The 16716-nt window shown below is 58.1% G+C and carries 16 protein-coding genes; 7 read left to right on the top strand and 9 right to left on the bottom strand.

Features of this window, described 5'->3' with window-relative positions:
• Positions 1-88: 88 nt before the first annotated feature.
• From ASN_RS05230 to aroQ, 4 genes are all read right to left on the bottom strand, one after another.
• Positions 89-868: an acetoin reductase gene (locus tag ASN_RS05230; RefSeq protein WP_058987411.1), complete on the bottom strand. Its 780-nt coding sequence runs from the start codon at positions 866-868 to the stop codon at positions 89-91.
• Between the two features lie 156 nt (positions 869-1024).
• A complete protein-coding gene (accC, locus tag ASN_RS05225) occupies positions 1025-2368 on the bottom strand; it encodes an acetyl-CoA carboxylase biotin carboxylase subunit (protein WP_006558886.1) in 1344 nt (447 codons plus the stop codon).
• Positions 2368-2829: an acetyl-CoA carboxylase biotin carboxyl carrier protein gene (accB, locus tag ASN_RS05220; protein ID WP_039904583.1), complete on the bottom strand. Its 462-nt coding sequence runs from the start codon at positions 2827-2829 to the stop codon at positions 2368-2370. Before accB ends, accC begins: the two co-directional genes overlap by 1 nt.
• A complete protein-coding gene (gene aroQ / locus ASN_RS05215) occupies positions 2826-3281 on the bottom strand; it encodes a type II 3-dehydroquinate dehydratase (RefSeq protein WP_006558884.1) in 456 nt (151 codons plus the stop codon). Before aroQ ends, accB begins: the two co-directional genes overlap by 4 nt.
• Before the next feature lie 301 nt (positions 3282-3582).
• Here aroQ and ASN_RS05210 point away from each other — a divergent pair, with 301 nt between their 5' ends.
• The gene (locus ASN_RS05210; RefSeq protein WP_006558882.1) at positions 3583-4182 is read left to right on the top strand and encodes a septal ring lytic transglycosylase RlpA family protein; all 600 of its coding nucleotides are present in this window, start codon (positions 3583-3585) and stop codon (positions 4180-4182) included.
• On the opposite strand, the gene ASN_RS05205 is transcribed toward ASN_RS05210, so the two are convergent.
• Entirely contained in the window at positions 4177-4356 is a 180-nt protein-coding gene (locus ASN_RS05205) for a hypothetical protein (RefSeq protein ID WP_058987410.1), read from the bottom strand. The genes ASN_RS05210 and ASN_RS05205 overlap by 6 nt on opposite strands.
• A gap of 272 nt (positions 4357-4628) precedes the next feature.
• Entirely contained in the window at positions 4629-5615 is a 987-nt protein-coding gene (locus ASN_RS05200; RefSeq protein WP_058987409.1) for a YihY/virulence factor BrkB family protein, read from the bottom strand.
• Positions 5616-6064: 449 nt separating this feature from the next.
• Between ASN_RS05200 and ASN_RS05195 the strand changes: the two genes are divergently transcribed.
• The gene (locus ASN_RS05195; RefSeq protein WP_058989139.1) at positions 6065-7195 is read left to right on the top strand and encodes a type III PLP-dependent enzyme; all 1131 of its coding nucleotides are present in this window, start codon (positions 6065-6067) and stop codon (positions 7193-7195) included.
• A gap of 59 nt (positions 7196-7254) precedes the next feature.
• On the opposite strand, the gene ASN_RS20410 is transcribed toward ASN_RS05195, so the two are convergent.
• Complete coding sequence (locus tag ASN_RS20410; protein ID WP_269148869.1) at positions 7255-7386, bottom strand: hypothetical protein; 132 nt, start codon at positions 7384-7386, stop codon at positions 7255-7257.
• Here ASN_RS20410 and ASN_RS05190 point away from each other — a divergent pair.
• Together ASN_RS05190 and ASN_RS05185 are read left to right on the top strand one after the other, a co-directional pair.
• On the top strand, positions 7377-8132 hold the full coding sequence (locus ASN_RS05190; protein ID WP_231873585.1) for a YfdX family protein: 756 nt from the start codon (positions 7377-7379) through the stop codon (positions 8130-8132). The genes ASN_RS20410 and ASN_RS05190 overlap by 10 nt on opposite strands.
• Before the next feature lie 481 nt (positions 8133-8613).
• On the top strand, positions 8614-9660 hold the full coding sequence (locus ASN_RS05185) for an aldo/keto reductase (RefSeq protein WP_058987407.1): 1047 nt from the start codon (positions 8614-8616) through the stop codon (positions 9658-9660).
• A gap of 324 nt (positions 9661-9984) precedes the next feature.
• Here ASN_RS05185 and ccmB read toward each other — a convergent pair whose 3' ends face one another.
• Positions 9985-10653, bottom strand: a complete 669-nt coding sequence (ccmB, locus tag ASN_RS05180; RefSeq protein WP_006558873.1) for a heme exporter protein CcmB — start codon at positions 10651-10653, stop codon at positions 9985-9987.
• Entirely contained in the window at positions 10650-11282 is a 633-nt protein-coding gene (ccmA, locus tag ASN_RS05175; protein ID WP_407922300.1) for a heme ABC exporter ATP-binding protein CcmA, read from the bottom strand. Before ccmA ends, ccmB begins: the two co-directional genes overlap by 4 nt.
• A 340-nt stretch (positions 11283-11622) precedes the next feature.
• On the opposite strand from ccmA, the gene acnA reads away from it, so the two are divergent.
• The 3 genes from acnA (at position 11623) to ASN_RS05160 (ending at position 16698) form a co-directional block, all read left to right on the top strand.
• Positions 11623-14316: an aconitate hydratase AcnA gene (acnA, locus tag ASN_RS05170; protein WP_006560152.1), complete on the top strand. Its 2694-nt coding sequence runs from the start codon at positions 11623-11625 to the stop codon at positions 14314-14316.
• Between the two features lie 100 nt (positions 14317-14416).
• Complete coding sequence (locus ASN_RS05165) at positions 14417-15145, top strand: amino acid ABC transporter ATP-binding protein (RefSeq protein WP_006560151.1); 729 nt, start codon at positions 14417-14419, stop codon at positions 15143-15145.
• 35 nt (positions 15146-15180) lie between these two features.
• On the top strand, positions 15181-16698 hold the full coding sequence (locus tag ASN_RS05160; RefSeq protein WP_058989138.1) for an ABC transporter substrate-binding protein/permease: 1518 nt from the start codon (positions 15181-15183) through the stop codon (positions 16696-16698).
• Positions 16699-16716: the final 18 nt, after the last annotated feature.

The raw sequence follows: 16716 nt of genomic DNA, 5'->3' as shown, positions 1-16716 counted from the left end.
GGTTCAGGACGTGTTATGTGTAGAAAAGGCTCTCTTCGGAGAGCCTTTTTCATGGGGCGCAGGTGGCTTTCCGGCTTGAGTGGTCGCGTCAGCGGTACACTAGGCCACCATCAATCATGACGGATTGGCCTGTCATGTAATTGGAATCTGCACTGGCCAGGTAAGCCACAAAGGCGGCAACGTCTTCCGGCGTTTCCACGCGGCCCAGTGCAATGCCTTCTACGTATTTTTTGTAGGTCTCGCCCACCGGGGCACCTGTTTCCTCCGCCATGCGGCGGTCAATTTCCGTCCACATATCCGTGCCCACCACACCGGGGCAGTAGGCATTCACGGTAATGCCGGAGGACGCTAGTTCCTTGGCGGCAGCCTGTGTCAGCGCACGTACGGCAAATTTGGTGGCGGAATAAACGCCCAGGAACGCAAAACTTTCGTGCCCCGCAATGGAGCAGGCATTGATAATTTTGCCGGGGGTGCCCTGCGCTTTGAAGGTTTTTGCAGCAGCCTGAATACCCCACAACGTGCACTGCACATTGATGCGGAAGATGGTGTCCACTTCTTCCGGCGTCACCTCCAGCAGGGAGCGCACCTGTGCAATACCGGCATTGTTCACCATGATATCCACGTGCCCTATGGCCTGCGAAGCCTGTTCCAGCACGGAGAAAACCTGCGCGCGGTCACTGACATCCGCAGTCAGAGGGAGCGCCTTGCGGCCTAATGCCTCAATTTCTGCGGCTACTGTGGCCAGCTTGTCTTTTTTGAGGTCGGTCAGAACAATATCCGCGCCATCCTTGGCAAGGCGCAGGGCAATGCCACGCCCGATACCCTGCGCGGCACCTGTCACAATGGCGGTTTTACCTGAAAGAGACATGTGTTTGCTTTCTCTGATGCACTGTGCAGCCAGATGCCGCACGCGGCAGAAGGCAAACCTGCACCAGAGAAAGCGTCAACCGGGCATCACGGAGGAGTGACCACAAAAAACCCGGCTTCCTTCCGAAAGCCGGGTTTTTCTGGTCGCACGTAGAGGTCAGTGCGGGCGGCTGGTGAACTGTTCCAGCCAGTGAATGGTATACTCACCCTTCTGGAATTCAGGGTCCGCCAGAATACGGCGGTGCAGCGGAATGACGGTCTTGATGCCTTCCACCACAAATTCGTCCAGCGCCCGGTGCATGCGGGCAATGGCCTGCGCCCGAGTCGGGGCGTGCACAATCACCTTGGCGATCATGCTGTCATAGTAAGGTGGCACCCGGTAGCCGGTGTACAGGGCACTATCCACGCGCACGCCAAGGCCGCCCGGGGGATGATATACCGCCACCGTGCCGGGGCAGGGGGCAAAGGTATCCGGGTCTTCCGCGTTGATGCGGCATTCAATGGCATGGCCGGAGAAGGAGATGTCAGACTGGGTGTAACCCAGTTCTTCCCCTGCTGCGATGCGGATCTGTTCGCGTACCAGATCAACATCACACACCATTTCCGTAACCGGATGCTCAACCTGCAGGCGGGTGTTCATCTCGATAAAGCAGAACTGGCCGTCCTGATACAGGAACTCCAGCGTGCCTGCGTTCCGGTAGCCCATCTTGGCCAGAGCATCCGTAGCGGTGCGGCCAATGGCGTCACGCTGTTCAGCAGACAAAACGGGTGAGCCAGCTTCTTCCAGCAGTTTCTGGTGGCGGCGTTGCAGGGAGCAGTCACGCTCACCAAAATGCACCACGTTTCCGTGGTTGTCGGCCAGAATCTGGAGTTCGATATGGCGCGGCTTATCCAGATATTTTTCCAGATAAACGGCATCATTGCCAAAAGCCGTGCGGGCTTCCGTGCGGGCCACGCTCCAGGCTTCTTCCAGCTCGCTTGCGCTCTGCGCCACTTTCATGCCGCGTCCGCCACCGCCAGCCGTCGCCTTGATCAGAACGGGGTAGCCAACTTTTTCTGCAACCGCGCGTGCTTCTTCAAGGCTTTTCAGTTCACCGTCAGAACCCGGCACCAGCGGAACGCCAAGGGCTTCCATGGTGGTTTTGGCGGTGATCTTGTCGCCCATCATGCGGATATGGTCAGCCGTTGGCCCGATAAAGGTCAGGCCGTGGGCTTCCACCGTTTCGGCAAAATCCGCGTTTTCGGACAGAAAGCCGTAACCGGGATGAATGGCTTCCGCCCCGGTTATGGTGGCCGCAGCCAGAATGGCCGCCACGTTCAGATAGGAGTCGCGTGACGCAGCAGGCCCGATACACACGGCTTCATCCGCCAGGCGCACGTGCATGGCGTCTTCATCCGCAGTGGAGTGAACCGCTACGGTCTTGATGCCAAGTTCCCGGCAGGCGCGCAGGATACGAAGGGCAATCTCGCCGCGGTTGGCGATGAGGATTTTTGAAAACATCACTCGATGATGGCAAGCGGCTGGCCGAATTCTACCGGATCGCCCGAGGCCACCAGCAGCGTCTTCACCGTGCCAGCCTTGGGAGCCTTGATCTGGTTGAAGGTTTTCATGGCTTCAATCAGCATCAGGGTCTGCCCGGCGCTGACAATCTGGCCTTCGCTCACAAACGGAGGGGAGGACGGATCAGGCGTGAGATACGCCACGCCAACCATGGGGCTGTTAACCGCACCCGGATGGCGGGAGAGGTCTGCCGGAGCAGCAGGAACCGGCGCCACCGCAGGGGCCGCTACCGGAGCCGGAGCAGCAACAGGGGCCGGAGCCACGGCCTGCACGGAAGCAGGGGCACGGGCTACACGAATGCGGCTGTCTTTCTCCGCAATTTCGATTTCCGTCAGGCCGGTGTCGGTCAGAATTTCAGCCAATGCCCGAATGGCATCTGCATCCACGAGCAATCCGCTCATTGGTCATCCTCATGTAGAATAAGATCGGTCATTGCCTGCAATGCCAGAGAATACCCTGTCACGCCTAGCCCGCAGATAACGCCAACGGCGGCGCGGGAGACATAGGACATGTGGCGGAATGGCTCGCGGCGGTGAATATTGGAGATATGGACCTCAATTACCGGCAGGTCCGTAGCCAGAAGCGCATCCAGCAGGGCAACCGACGTATGGCTGTAACCTGCGGGGTTGATGATGATGCCACGCGCCCGTTTACGGCAATCCTGTACCCAGGAGATCAGCTCACCTTCTATGTTGGTCTGGCGGAAATCAATGGCCAGATCCAGCTTGTCGGCGGCCTGGATACAGATCTGCTCCACATCATCAAGGGTGGCGCTGCCGTAAATTTCGGGCTGACGCTGGCCGAGCATGTTGAGATTGGGGCCGTTCAGCACAGCAATAAGAGGTCTTTCCATAGTGCATCGGGCCGTAGCACGATGCCACGCTGCATCCAAGAGAAGAGATTGGTATGCGGCGGAAAATTCAGGAAAAACCTGTTCCGGGCTGCCTGTTCCAGCCATTTGCCGCGGGGTGTGAGGCCAGCAGCCGGAATGCGAGGTCAACACAAAAACGCGCTGTATCTGCCTCTTTTTCGCCATGAGCCTCCGCCATGAAAGGGGAGCCTGTAAAAGGGGCCGGGGCAGAAACTGGTTGCTTTTTCAGGCATGCAACGGCTTTATTCAACCAGTTTTAATGGGTGATGGAGTGAACAAGCGGATGTCAGCCCTACGCCGGGCACTTCTTGGAAGTGTGTTTGTTATGGCCTCCATGGGGTCCGCTTCTTCTGCACGAGCAGAGGATAGCGGGCAAAGTGGCACAGCGTGGGCCGATTCTGTGCAGCGTGCTCTTGCGGCGCGCGAGCAGAAAGACCCCACGTTTTCCAACCCCGCCATGGGCAAGGGTCATCACGCTTTGCAGAAGGGCATGGCGAGCTGGTACGGTGGTCGTTTCAGCCATCGGCGTACATCCTCTGGCAGTCTTTTCAATAAAGCGAGCCTGACTGCGGCCCATCCTACCGCGCCACTGGGCAGCAAGCTGCTGGTGACGTCAGAAGACACAGGCCGTTCGGTTGTGGTCACGGTCAATGATCGTGGGCCGTATAGTCGGGGCCGTATCATTGACCTCTCGCAGGCTGCGGCAGCCAAAATTGGCATGCTTGGGTCTGGCGTCGCGCACGTGAAGATCGAGCCTGCGCCGATTGAAGTTGCGTCTGCGCCACAGGATGGGTCCGAATCCATCGAATCCTCTTCCGTCATGCAGTTTGAGGCCGCGCAGGGTCATACCGTGCGTCCGATCCGGCGCGCTAAACGCTCATAGAATTTCCGTCTTAATAAAGTCTGTCAGCATGTTCTGGCAGACTTGGAGACTTTTTAACGGCGGCGCATGAAGTCGTCCGTTAAAGGCTTCTGTGGGGTCTTTTTGAGCCTGCAAAGGTAAGCTGAAAGTCTGCGGCGAGGCCATATAGACCGAAAATCCGAGAAGGTTGGCCATGTAGAGATTGGCCCCGACCTGCTTGTTGGACGTGCGTCTGTCATGGCTTCAATCAGATTTTTCGGCTGGTTTTTTCAGCCTCGCTAGATGCTCAGCATACGGAAGTGCGGCGTTATTGGGTGTCGCCTCTATCAAGTCACGCAAGAGGGCTGCTGTTTGCCCTTGAGGCGCTCAGTGCGGTTGGCCTCCTGCTGCGCGCTCTTCTTTCCATCTTTTCCCGCCGTGTGCCGGTAATGTCCGGCTGATGTTCGTTCAGCCCCTGATTGTGTGTATCAGAGGTGAACGGGTTTGCGGCGTTCGCCGCGTGCGTAGCTTTCCATTTCCGCGTTCAGTTCCGCACCCATCAGAATCACCCAGGCGCTGACAAAGAACCACATCATGATGGCGATCACTGCGCCCAGAGGTCCGTAGGTGGCGTTGTAGCTGGCAATGTGGGCTACATAATAGGAAAAGCCTGAGGCGCTGATGATCCATGTGAGCGTGGCGAACAGTGCTCCCGGCAGAACCCACCGCCACAAAGCAGGGTGGTGACGGTCCGGGCCAAAGCGGTAGAGCACCGATGTTGCCAGAATCTGGAAGGTGAACATGATAAGCGGCCCGCTCCATCTGGCCGCAAACTCAAGGGAGCCGGGCGGAGTGGGGATGTGCAGCCATGCCGGCAGGTTCAGGAACAGAGGCAGCGCCACCATAAGAGCCAGAGTAAGAGCCGCGCCCAGCACTGCGGAGAGCGTCATGCTCAGTGCCGTGATCTGGAACACGATGAAGCTGCGGCTTTCCTTGGTGTTATAAGCAATGTTCAGCGCCGCCAGAATGGACCGTGTGGCCGCAGAAGCGGACCAGAGAGCCACGCTCAGCGAGATGACAAGATTGAAGGTAAGAGAGCTGTGCGGCTCGGCCACCAGAGTCTGGATACGGTCATAGATCAGGCTGTAGGCGCTGGGCGGCAGCAGGCTGCGCAGCACTTCAAGCTGTGGCGTGACGGTCTGCACATCAAACGCCAGCCCGTAGATGGAAATCAGGGAACTGATGGCCGGAAACAGGGAGAGGGTGGTATAGAAGGCGCAGCCTGCGGCCACCAACGTTGTGGGGCCGGAAATGAGGCTCTTGGCAGTCTGGATGAAAATGGTCTTCCAGTCCGTACGGCCGAGGTCTGAGGGGCTGCGGAATGTCCGGCCAGTTTTCTCCACACCCGGATTCTGGTTTTCCAGAGGCTGGTGCTCAGCAGGCGACGGTGCGGCGGAATCACAGAGAACCTGCATCGTGCGTCAAACATCCTTCTTTGTCGTGTGGCTTGGGGCCAGAGTTTGAACCGCGAGTGACCAGGAGCGCGAACTAACAAGGCCAAAAGTTACGGGCGGTTCCCTTCACGGCAGCGGCGGTGTTCCCGAACAAGCAGGAAAAACAACGTGAAGAAACCGAAGTGAGTGGTGGTTTTACCGAGGGTATTTCTGTCATGCCATGTTTTTTTGAAAACCTTCCATTTTTGTCTTGCACTTGTGGCGGTTTGGCCTCATATGCACGCCCCTACGCAGCAACGCACGTGCCACTGGCCCTCTGAGGTTACGCAACGACGTCAAGCGTTCTGGCAATCGGGACCGCCTCATTTCTGGACGGTTCGCCTTTGGTCGCTGGTCCGTTAGACCGTTTCGCAACTCCTCTTCCTGCATGGAACACGCAGCAAGAGCCTTATATTGGGGGAATGGGTGGGATGACTCCCAAAATTGCCCGTTTTATCGCCGAACAAAAGCCGGCAACGCCTTGCCTCGTGGTCGATGTCGATCAGGTTGAAGCGCGTTACCATGCCCTGAATACCGCCCTGCCACAGGCGCGCATTTATTATGCGGTCAAGGCGAATCCTGCCATGCCCATCCTTAACCGGTTGGTTGGCCTGGGCTCCTGCTTTGACGCCGCATCCTGGGAAGAAGTTTCTCTGTGCCTGGAAGCCGGAGCGGAACCGGACGCCATTTCTTTTGGCAACACGGTGAAGAAAGTCTCCGCCATTCGCGCCGCTTATGCAGCCGGTGTGCGGATGTTCGTGTTCGACTGCCAGGAAGAGCTTGAAAAGCTGGCCGAACATGCACCGGGTGCCCGCGTCTATTGCCGCCTGCTGGTGGATAATGATGGCGCGGAATGGCCGCTTTCCCGCAAGTTCGGCACCACGCTGGACTCCGCGCGTGATCTGATGCTCAAAGCGCGGGATATGGGGTTGGACCCGTATGGTCTTTCCTTCCATGTGGGCAGCCAGCAGCTTTCTGCTGACGCCTACGAGGTTGCCATTTCTCGTGTGGCCGCTCTGTTCACTGATCTGAGTGCCGCCGGGCTTGACCTGCGCATGGTCAATCTGGGTGGGGGGTTCCCCGTCCGGTATCGGGATGATGTGCCGAGCATTGATCACTTTGCCATGGCCATCAGCCATGCCATGACCGAGCACTTCGGCAACGCGCTGCCGGAAATGCTGGTAGAACCGGGTCGCTTTATTGTGGGTGAAGCCGGGGTTGTCCGGTCCGAAGTTGTGCTGGTCAGCCGTCGCGGGCGGGAAGATGGGCCGCGCTGGGTGTATCTGGACATCGGCCGCTTTGGTGGACTGGCTGAAACGGAAGGCGAATCCATTCGCTACGCTATTCGCACGGAACGCGATGGCACCCCGACTGGCCCCGTAGCAATTGCAGGCCCAACCTGTGATGGTGCGGATATCATGTATGAAAAGACAGCTTACGAACTGCCTTTGGGGCTGACGGCTGGTGAGCAGGTGGACCTGCTTGCTACCGGTGCCTATGTGTCCACTTATTGCTCCACCCGGTTCAATGGCTTCAAGCCGCTGACCGAGCATTATATCTGATCTGGTATGTTTAGCAGGCACAGGAGGACTTAACCTCCTGTGCCTGTTTGATTTTTTCTTTATCTGGCACGGGCCTGCCCGATGGTCAGCCCTGCCTTGTGCGCGCCTGTCTTTGCGCTGAGCGCCTCCTGCACAACATTACCCGCATTTGATGCGTGGGAATGTTCAAGGGAGACGGATCGTGAAATCATCCAGCATAGTGTTGGCCACCCTGTTGGCATCAGGTGTGGCTATGCCCGCCATGGCGCAGACAGCCGCACAGGCCACAACCGTTGCAGCGGCGGCAGCCTCTTCTGGTGCGCCGGCAGCACCTTCACCAGCCAACGCCCAGCTTGCCAATCTGGCAGCGCAGGATTTTGGCCGGTTGTCCGTGGACGGCAACACCGCGTTTGAAGAACTGAGTCTGGCACGGCAGGCCATTTATGATGGTGATCTGGACACAGCCAAGAAACTGATCGCCAGTGCTCAGACCGCTCTGGAAACTGCCAAGGCGGATAATACGGCGTTCCAGAAAGCGGAAGACGAACTGATGCCCACCAAAACGCGTCAGCAACCGCCCCGGCCTTTGGCTTCTACCGGCAAGCAGGTGGCATGGTTGCCGATTGATGGCGAACTGGTGCTGGATGAAACGGTTGAACCTACGCCGGAAAAATCTGCTGCGCTGGCAGCGGCTAACCGGCATCTGAAGGCGGGCAACACGGCTCGGGCTTCTGAAGTGTTGCGTGTCTCCAGCGTGGATGCGGATTATATCATTGCCGCTGTTCCGCTGGAGCAGACCCGGAAAGATGTGGCGCAGGCTGCAAAGTTTATCAAAAGCAACCCGTACAAGGCCAGTGAAGCTCTGCGCGATGCCGAGAACGCCGTACGCTATGCGTCGGTTGATATTCAGGGCGCAGGCCAGCAGTCCGCAGGCGCGCCGACCGCTCCTTCCAAATAAGGGACGGGACTCCAACGTGGTGCTTGAGCCTCTGAAGGCATGAGCGCCGTTTGGTAGGCCACTGGTTGAAAGTCCGTGATTGCGGGCTGTGAAGGGTTTTTGAGGCAGACAAGACGGATTGGGCGGTTTGACGTCAGACCGCCGAGACAGAAATCTAACGCTTTCAGTCTCGAAAGGCCTCATGAGACCCATCTGACAGGCTTGTCAAACAGCCATCCGCGTCATCTGGCATGACAGTGCCGGGCGAGATTATCTGGAAAGTAAGGGGGTGCCTCTTTAACAGGTATCCCCTTTTTTCTGGATCGGACTTCCCATGCTTACGCCCTGTTGCAGAGCGTTTTTGAGGGTGCTCAATAACTGTATAAAAACGTAAAATAGGTCAAAGCCTTGCTCTTTGCGTGATTAATCGCAACAACAGGGAAGTGGCGGGGCTGATGGTGGTTCCCGTCCTTAGTCTGTTTTTCTCTCAGGTGATGTCCGCATGAAGCAACGAGAACTGGGCCGTACTGGCATTATGGTGAGTGAACTGTGCCTTGGCACCATGACCTTCGGCCAGCAGAACACCGAAGCCGAAGGGCATGCCCAGCTTGATATGGCGCTGGCGCATGGCATCAATTTTATTGATACGGCAGAATTTTATTCCATTCCGCCCCGCGCTGAAACGCAGGGCTCTACGGAAACCATTATCGGCAGCTGGCTGAAAGCACGCGGTAATCGGGACAAGATTATCCTTGCCAGCAAGGCGGTGGGACGGGGCACCCAACCGTGGTTTCGGCCCGGTGGGGAAGAAACGCGCCTGACACCACGGCAGATCCGGTACGCGCTGGAAGGATCTTTGCGGCGTTTGAACACGGACTATCTGGATCTGTATCAACTGCACTGGCCAGATCGGAAGATCGGGTTGTTTGGAGAAGGGGGTACCACGTTTACATCTCTGGCGGATGCGGATGAGGTGCCGATTGAAGAAACATTGGGCGTTCTGGGCGATCTGGTGACGGAAGGAAAAATCCGCCACGTAGGGGTCTCGAACGAGACAGCATGGGGCGTGTCTGAATATCTCGCATGTTCCAGAACGGGTGCGCCGCGTATTGCCTCAATCCAGAACGCTTACAACCTGATTAATCGCACCTTTGAAATCGGGCTGGCAGAAATGGCTTTGAGGGAACGGGTCAGCCTGCTGGCCTATTCTCCGCTGGCGCAAGGCTATCTGACCGGAAAATATCTGAATGGCGCGCGGCCTGCGGGTGCACGCACGACCTTGTTTGACCGTGGGCAACGCTACCAGAAACCCGGTGTGGATGTGGCGATTGAAGCTTATCTGGCCCTTGCGCGGGAAGAAGGGGTGGACCCTGTGCAGCTTGCCGTTGCGTTTGTTACGTCCCGCCCATTTGTGACATCCAACATTATCGGGGCCACCAGCACGCAGCAGCTTGCAACGATCCTTGGCTCTGTGGAGGTGACCATCACTCCAGAACTGGAATCCAAGATCAACGCAATCCATCAGGTGCACTCCAACCCCGCGCCGTAACGCGGGGTGGGCGGTTGTTTCCGTTGGGGGAGCAGGGTTGCGCTTCTGCTCCATTTGGTGAAGCGGGGAAAGAAGGAACAATGCTCCCTCTCTCAACGGAGGGAGCATGGAAACAATGGCTGTACGCGTGTCAGATCAGGAAGCGAATGCCGAACGGTCTGCCTCTGAGCCAGTAGTTTTTCACTTCGTTGGCCTCGGAAACGGGCGTTCAGATCTGCGGCGGTATTTTCAAAAAATGTTTTGCCGGTCCGCCATGGTCGGTTTTCTAAATAGTCTTTGAGAAGAGCCTGCCAGCGTGATGCGGCAGGCTCTGTTTTTTGTCAGTTATTCCACCGCAGCACGTAATCCGGCTCCGGCTGCCAGCGGGCAGAGAGGCAGAGCGCCAGCCAGAAAAGCGCCGAGCAGTTCCAGATCAGGCCCCCAAGGCAGGCCAGTGCGCGCAGCGTCAATAGCGGCGGCCCCAAAAATCAGGGCCGGGGTTATGAGGGGCAGCACCAGAAGCGGCAGCAGAACGCCCCCGCGGCGCGCGCCCAGCACAATGGATGCGCCCATGCCGCCGACCAGAGACAAGACCATGGAGCCCAGCAGCAAGCCTGCCAGCAGAATAGGCAGCGTGGCTGTGGGGAGACCCAGCATGATGGCCAGTGGAACAGCGGCAATCAGCAGGGGGAGGCCGGTTGTCAGCCAGTGGGCGGTTATCTTGGCCAGCGCCACCAGCGCGGGCGGCAGCCCCAGCAGCAGAAGTTGGTCAAGCGAGCCATCTTCCAGTTCCGCGCCGAATAGACGGTCCAGCGGCAGAAGGGCGGCCAGCAGTGCGCAGACCCAGATAATGCCGGGGGCCATATGGCGCAGCAGATCAGGCGATGGTCCAAGCGCAAGCGGAAAGAGGGTGCCTGTCAGAATAAAGAACAGCACTGCCCCCAACGTATCGGCCCCATGACGCAGCGCCAGCCGGAGGTCCCGGAAGACCACGGCCCAGAACAGGCTCATCATGCGCTGGCTCCTTCGTGATCAGAGGGAGAGAGGGCGGACGACTCCTCATCCCACCATCTGTCCGCTGGGTCCGGCGCGCCGGGCAGGGCAAGATGGCGCACGTCTTCAAGGGGCAGCGGCACATGGGTTGTGGCTATTACCACGCCGCCACCAGCGCGGTGCCGGGCAATGGCCTCACCCAGCAGCACAATAGCGTTGGCATCCAGCCCCAGGCTGGGTTCATCCAGTAGCCACAGGGGAGCCTGAGCCAGCAGCACGCGGGCAAGGGCCGCACGCCGCTTCTGCCCGGCGGAAAGCAGGCGGGCCGGTAAATCCGCCAGCGGCAGAAGGTCAACAGCTTTCAGCGCTGCCGTCATGTCGCCGCCGCCTGCACGGGCAAACAGATGCAGATTCTCCACAACACTCAGGCTGGGTTTCAGGGCGTCCTGATGGCCAAGATAGGCAACACGGGTGGCGTGGGCGGTGCGGTCTTCCGCAATGGGCACGCCGTCCCACAGCAGGGCGCCACCATCCGGGCGGCGCAGGCCCGCCAGCACACGCAGCAGGGTGGATTTGCCAGCCCCGTTGGGGCCGGTAAGCAGCATGGCCTCGCCAGCATGCAAACTCAGGCTGACATCATCCAGCACCAGCCGATCCCCCCGGAAAACCGAGAGAGACTCTGCTACAAGCCGTGGTATGCCGGAGGGGGGAGAGGCAGCAAAATGTGGCTCCTCTTCTGCAAAAGACGTCTCGGAGATCGGACTTCTCCTTAATGTTACCTGTCAAAACCCGCCAAAGCCTGTGTGCTCGCGCGCTCGTGGTCGCACCCCGGCTTGTGCCATGTAAGTCTGCCGGTATGTTCTACTGCCAACGGGATATCAAGTCGGCCACCCGGAAGAGCGGGTGAGCACCTGCACCGTGTCAGAGGCGGTAAGCCGACTTCCGGAACGTATCACCGGCCATGGGCTGTGATAGGGGAGATAGGGTTATATGAAGACGGTTGGGCACGACTCACTGAAAACAGGCCGTACACTCACTGTAGACGGTAAGGCCTATCATTATTTTTCCATTCCTGAAGCAGCAAAAACAATCGGCGATGTTAGCCGTCTGCCTGTTTCACTGAAAGTTCTGCTGGAAAACATCCTGCGCTTTGAAGACGGTCGTTCCTACAATGTGGACGACGCCAAGGCGATTGCAGGCTGGTTGCCGAAGGGGAGCAGCACCAAGGAAGTGCCGTTCAAGCCTTCTCGCATTCTGATGCAGGACTTCACGGGCGTTCCGGCGGTGGTTGACCTTGCCGCCATGCGCGACGGCATTGTGAAGCTGAAAGGTGACCCCCAGAAGGTGAACCCGCTGGTTCCCGTCAATCTGGTGATCGACCATTCCGTGATGGTGGATGTTTACGGCTCGCAGGATGCGCTGCAGAAAAACATCACGCTGGAATTTGAACGCAATGGCGAACGCTACGCCTTCCTGCGCTGGGGCCAGGAAGCGTTTGAAAACTTCTCCGTTGTGCCGCCAGATACCGGCATCTGCCATCAGGTGAACCTAGAATACATTGCCCAGGTTGCCTGGACAGCCAACGTGGGTGGCAAGGATTACGTTTACCCCGATTCGCTTTACGGCACGGACAGCCACACCACCATGATCAATGGTCTGGGCGTTCTGGGCTGGGGTGTTGGCGGGATTGAGGCTGAAGCCGCAATGCTGGGCCAGCCCATTGCCATGCTGATTCCTGATGTGATCGGCTTCAAACTGACCGGCAAGCTGCCTGAAGGCGCCACGGCGACTGATCTGGTGCTGACCGTGACCCAGATGCTCCGTAAAAAGGGCGTTGTGGGCAAGTTTGTTGAATTCTTTGGTCCTGCTCTTGATCACCTGCCGGTGGCTGACCGCGCAACCATTGCCAACATGGCTCCGGAATATGGCGCAACCTGCGGCTTCTTCCCGGTTGATGCCCTGACGCTGGACTTCCTGCGTGAAACCGGCCGTGACGAACACCGCATCAAACTGACCGAAGAATATCTGCGGGCGCAGGAAATGTTCCGCACCGCTGAAACGCCGGAACCTGTGTTTACGGATGTTCTGGAACTGGATCTGAGCACGGTTGTGCCGTCCATCTCCGGCCCGAAGCGCCCGCAGGACCGCGTTGTTCTGACGGAAGCCAAGACCGCGTTTGAAAAAGAACTGACCTCTTCCCTTGGCGTCCCCGCGAACGATGCCAACAAGAGGGTTCCGGTTGCTGGCACCAACTATGAAATCGGTCAGGGCGATATTGTGATCGCTGCCATTACCTCCTGCACCAACACCTCCAACCCGGCGGTGCTGATTGCGGCTGGTCTGGTGGCCCGCAAGGCGCGTGCTCTGGGCCTGAAACCCAAACCCTGGGTCAAGACCTCACTGGCTCCCGGCTCTCAGGTTGTGACCGATTATCTGGACCGCTCCAAGCTGTCTGAAGATCTGGATGCGCTGGGCTTCAACACGGTCGGGTATGGCTGCACAACCTGTATCGGTAACTCCGGTCCGCTGCCGCCGCACATTGTGGATGCCATTGAAAACAACAACCTGGTTGCTGTTTCCGTGCTGTCCGGCAACCGTAACTTTGAAGGCCGTATCTCTCCGAACGTGCGGGCAAACTATCTTGCCAGCCCGCCGCTGGTGGTTGCCTACTCCATTCTGGGCACCATGCGGAAGGATATCACAACCGAACCGCTGGGCACCTCCAAGGATGGCAAGCCGGTCTATCTGAAAGATGTCTGGCCTTCCAATAAGGAAATTGCTGACCTGATCGGTTCTTCCATCAACCGTGAAGAGTTCATCAAGCGCTACAAGCACGTGTCCAAGGGCACCAAGGAATGGCAGGACCTGAAGGTTGCCACGGGGTCTGAAACCTACGCGTGGGATGCAAAATCCACCTATGTTCAGGATCCGCCGTACTTCAAGGACATCACACCGGAACCCAAGCCGCGTGGTGGCATTGAAAACGCCCGTATCCTGGCCCTGCTGGGTGACAACATCACGACTGACCACATCTCACCTGCCGGTGCAATCAAGAAGGACTCCCCTGCCGGGCGTTATCTGATCGAGCATGGTGTGGAACCGCGTGACTTCAACTCCTACGGGTCTCGCCGCGGGAATGACCGCGTGATGGTGCGTGGCACCTTTGCCAACATCCGCATCAAGAATGAAATGCTGCCGGGCACGGAAGGTGGGCTTTCCAAGCACTATCCTGATGGCAAGGAAGGCTTCATTTACGATGTCGCCATGGAATACAAGAAGGAAGGCGTTCCGCTTGTGGTCTTTGGTGGCAAGGAATACGGCATGGGGTCCTCCCGTGACTGGGCTGCCAAAGGCACCCTGCTGCTGGGGATCAAGGCAGTCATTGCTGAAAGCTTTGAACGTATTCACCGTTCCAACCTTGTGGGCATGGGCGTTCTGCCGCTGCTGTTCAAGGAAGGCACAACCCGCAAGACCCTGGACCTGAAGGGTGATGAAACCATCACCATCACGGGGCTGGAAAAAATCACGCCGCGCATGGATGTGACCATGACCATTACGCGTGCTGATGGTTCCAAGCAGGATGTTCCGCTTCTTTGCCGTGTCGATACACTGGACGAAGTTGAGTATTACCGGCATGGTGGCATCCTCCAGTATGTGTTGCGTGGGATGACCAAAGCTGCCTGATAACCGTTTTGTTCCTAGCGGACACGACATTGCCGACCCGGATCGCTCCGGGTCGGCTTTTTGCGTTGAAGAAGACCCCATCGTTCTAAGTGCGCTGAATGTGCACAAAAGCTTTGGGGAGGGCGCGATTCTGAGCGGTGTCTCCCTTGAAGTGCGCAAGGGGGAACTGATCTCCGTGATCGGCCCATCCGGCTGCGGGAAATCAACCTTCCTGCGGTGTATGAATTTTCTGGAAATACCGGATAGCGGGACCGTAACCGCTATGGGCGTTACGATAGAACGCCAAGGTGGCCCCTGGCGGCGCGCTGACGAGCATATGGCCCATAAGCTGCGAACCCATGTGGGCATGGTGTTTCAGAGCTTTAATCTTTTCCCGCACCTTACGGTTCTGGATAACGTTCTGCTGGCCCCGCGCGTGGTGAAGGGCGAAGGCGGCGTGGAAGAACGGGACGAGGCCATGGCCCTGCTGGAAAAGGTGGGGCTGGGCAAGGTGGCGCAGCGTTATCCTCTTTCTCTCTCCGGCGGACAGCAGCAGCGCGCGGCCATTGCCCGCGCCTTGGCCATGCGGCCGGAGATCATGCTGTATGATGAACCCACATCCGCACTGGACCCGCTGGTGGCGGAGGAAGTGCTGGGCGTGATGCGCACGCTGGACAATGAAGGCATGACCCAGATTGTGGTGACGCATGACATGCGTTTTGCCCAGGTGGCGTCTGACATCATTGTTTACATGGATGGTGGACACATTATAGAGGCCGGACCACCGGAAACCCTGTGCGTGAATCCTGTGGATGAGCGCACCCGACGTTTTTTAAGGACAGTTCTGTGAAGCACGGCCTGCGGCATTTTCTGTCACGGTTTGTCATGGTTCGGTCTGGGCTTCTTGCAGTGTTGGCGTTGGTGGCGGCCTTTGGTCTGTCCGCGCCAAAGGCGGGGTTTGCGGCCGAACCTTTGCGGTGGGCGGCTGATGCCTCGGCAGATGTGCCCTACACTTTTCATGACCTGAAAGATCAGTCACGCCTTACGGGGTATGAATATGAACTGATGCAGGAACTGGGCCGCCATATGGGCCGGGATCTGGCGTTTGTTCAGAATGACTGGGATGGCCTGATTCCCGGCCTGCAACGTGGCCTGTACGCCATGGTGATTTGCGGGATCGAGATCACACCGGAGCATGCGGAAGGCATAGATTTCAGCACCCCCTATTACGTGACATCCGAGCGGATTGTGGTGCGCAGGGATGGCCCGCAATTCTCCCGGCTGGAGGATCTGGATGGGCATGTGGTGGGTACCATCAAGGCTACACAGGCAGAGCGGATTCTGGCCGGGCATCCCAAGGTGCAGGTGCGCACCTATGATGAAGAAACCAATGTGTTCATGGATCTTGTGAATGGCCGCACAGAGGCCATCCTGATTGATGGCCCCATTGCTCAGTATTACGGCGCAACCAATCCCGCTTTGCAGATAACGGGCGAACCCATTGGACGCGTGGCTTACGGCATTGCTTTTGCCAAAGGTCAGAACGCGGCGCTGCGGGAACAGGTCAACACGGCTCTGGCCGCCATGCTCAAGGATGGCAGCCTGCACACCATTCTGGCACGCTGGAATTTGTGGACGCCTGAAATGGCGCAGTTTGCGCAGGATTTTTCCACACCTGATATCGCCCCTACCGAGTGGCAGTCCTATGTTGCGGCGCAACAGGGCGGCGCTGGCTGGACGGAACGGTTGCGGCGTTACGTCGGGTTTCTGCCTTTGCTGGCCAAAGGGGCTGTTCTTACCCTTGCCGTTTCCTTGTGTGCCATGGTGTTGGCAGTGGCTCTTGGGTTGTCACTGGCTCTGCTGCGTTTGTATGGCGCACCGTGGATGGCGTCTCTCGCCGGGCTGTATGTGGAAATAGTCCGTGGCACGCCACTGCTGATCCAGATTCTGTTCATTTTCTATGGCCTGCCGCAGTTTGGTATCAATCTTGGCCCGTTTCTGGCCGGGGTGATGGGGCTGGGGCTTAACTACGCAGCCTATGAGGCCGAGAACTATCGCGCGGGACTGCAATCCGTGGCCCGTGGTCAGATGGAGGCCGCGCTTGCCCTGAACATGACGCATATTCAGGCGTTGCGGTTTGTGGTTGTACCGCAGGCGTTCCGGCTGGTAATGCCCGTCATGACCAATGATTTCATTTCTCTGCTGAAAGACTCATCGCTGGTCAGTGTGATTACGCTCACAGAACTCACCCAGACCTATATTCGCCTGTCTTCCACCTATTTTGACTATTTTGGCACGGGTTTGATGGTGGGCGGGGCTTATCTGCTGCTGGGGCTGCCGTTCGTGCGTTTGGCGCGTATGGCGGAAAAGAAACTGGCGCAGCCTCACACACGCCGCCGCTAAGACGGCGTGAAAGATCAG

The organism is Acetobacter senegalensis (assembly GCF_001499615.1).
Taxonomy (GTDB): Bacteria; Pseudomonadota; Alphaproteobacteria; order Acetobacterales; family Acetobacteraceae; genus Acetobacter; species Acetobacter senegalensis.
Note: the sequence above shows the minus strand (reverse complement) of the source record. Positions and strands in the feature narration are given on the sequence as shown.

What these genes read in the sequence shown, in the direction of transcription:
- ASN_RS05230 (WP_058987411.1), bottom strand. Translation starts at nt 868, where the DNA reads ATGTCTCTTTCAGGTAAAACCGCCATTGTGACAGGTGCCGCGCAGGGT.
- accC (WP_006558886.1), bottom strand. Translation starts at nt 2,368, where the DNA reads ATGTTTTCAAAAATCCTCATCGCCAACCGCGGCGAGATTGCCCTTCGT.
- accB (WP_039904583.1), bottom strand. Translation starts at nt 2,829, where the DNA reads ATGAGCGGATTGCTCGTGGATGCAGATGCCATTCGGGCATTGGCTGAA.
- aroQ (WP_006558884.1), bottom strand. Translation starts at nt 3,281, where the DNA reads ATGGAAAGACCTCTTATTGCTGTGCTGAACGGCCCCAATCTCAACATG.
- ASN_RS05210 (WP_006558882.1), top strand. Translation starts at nt 3,583, where the DNA reads ATGTCAGCCCTACGCCGGGCACTTCTTGGAAGTGTGTTTGTTATGGCC.
- ASN_RS05205 (WP_058987410.1), bottom strand. Translation starts at nt 4,356, where the DNA reads ATGGCCAACCTTCTCGGATTTTCGGTCTATATGGCCTCGCCGCAGACT.
- ASN_RS05200 (WP_058987409.1), bottom strand. Translation starts at nt 5,615, where the DNA reads ATGCAGGTTCTCTGTGATTCCGCCGCACCGTCGCCTGCTGAGCACCAG.
- ASN_RS05195 (WP_058989139.1), top strand. Translation starts at nt 6,065, where the DNA reads ATGACTCCCAAAATTGCCCGTTTTATCGCCGAACAAAAGCCGGCAACG.
- ASN_RS20410 (WP_269148869.1), bottom strand. Translation starts at nt 7,386, where the DNA reads ATGATTTCACGATCCGTCTCCCTTGAACATTCCCACGCATCAAATGCG.
- ASN_RS05185 (WP_058987407.1), top strand. Translation starts at nt 8,614, where the DNA reads ATGAAGCAACGAGAACTGGGCCGTACTGGCATTATGGTGAGTGAACTG.
- ccmB (WP_006558873.1), bottom strand. Translation starts at nt 10,653, where the DNA reads ATGATGAGCCTGTTCTGGGCCGTGGTCTTCCGGGACCTCCGGCTGGCG.
- acnA (WP_006560152.1), top strand. Translation starts at nt 11,623, where the DNA reads ATGAAGACGGTTGGGCACGACTCACTGAAAACAGGCCGTACACTCACT.
- ASN_RS05160 (WP_058989138.1), top strand. Translation starts at nt 15,181, where the DNA reads ATGGTTCGGTCTGGGCTTCTTGCAGTGTTGGCGTTGGTGGCGGCCTTT.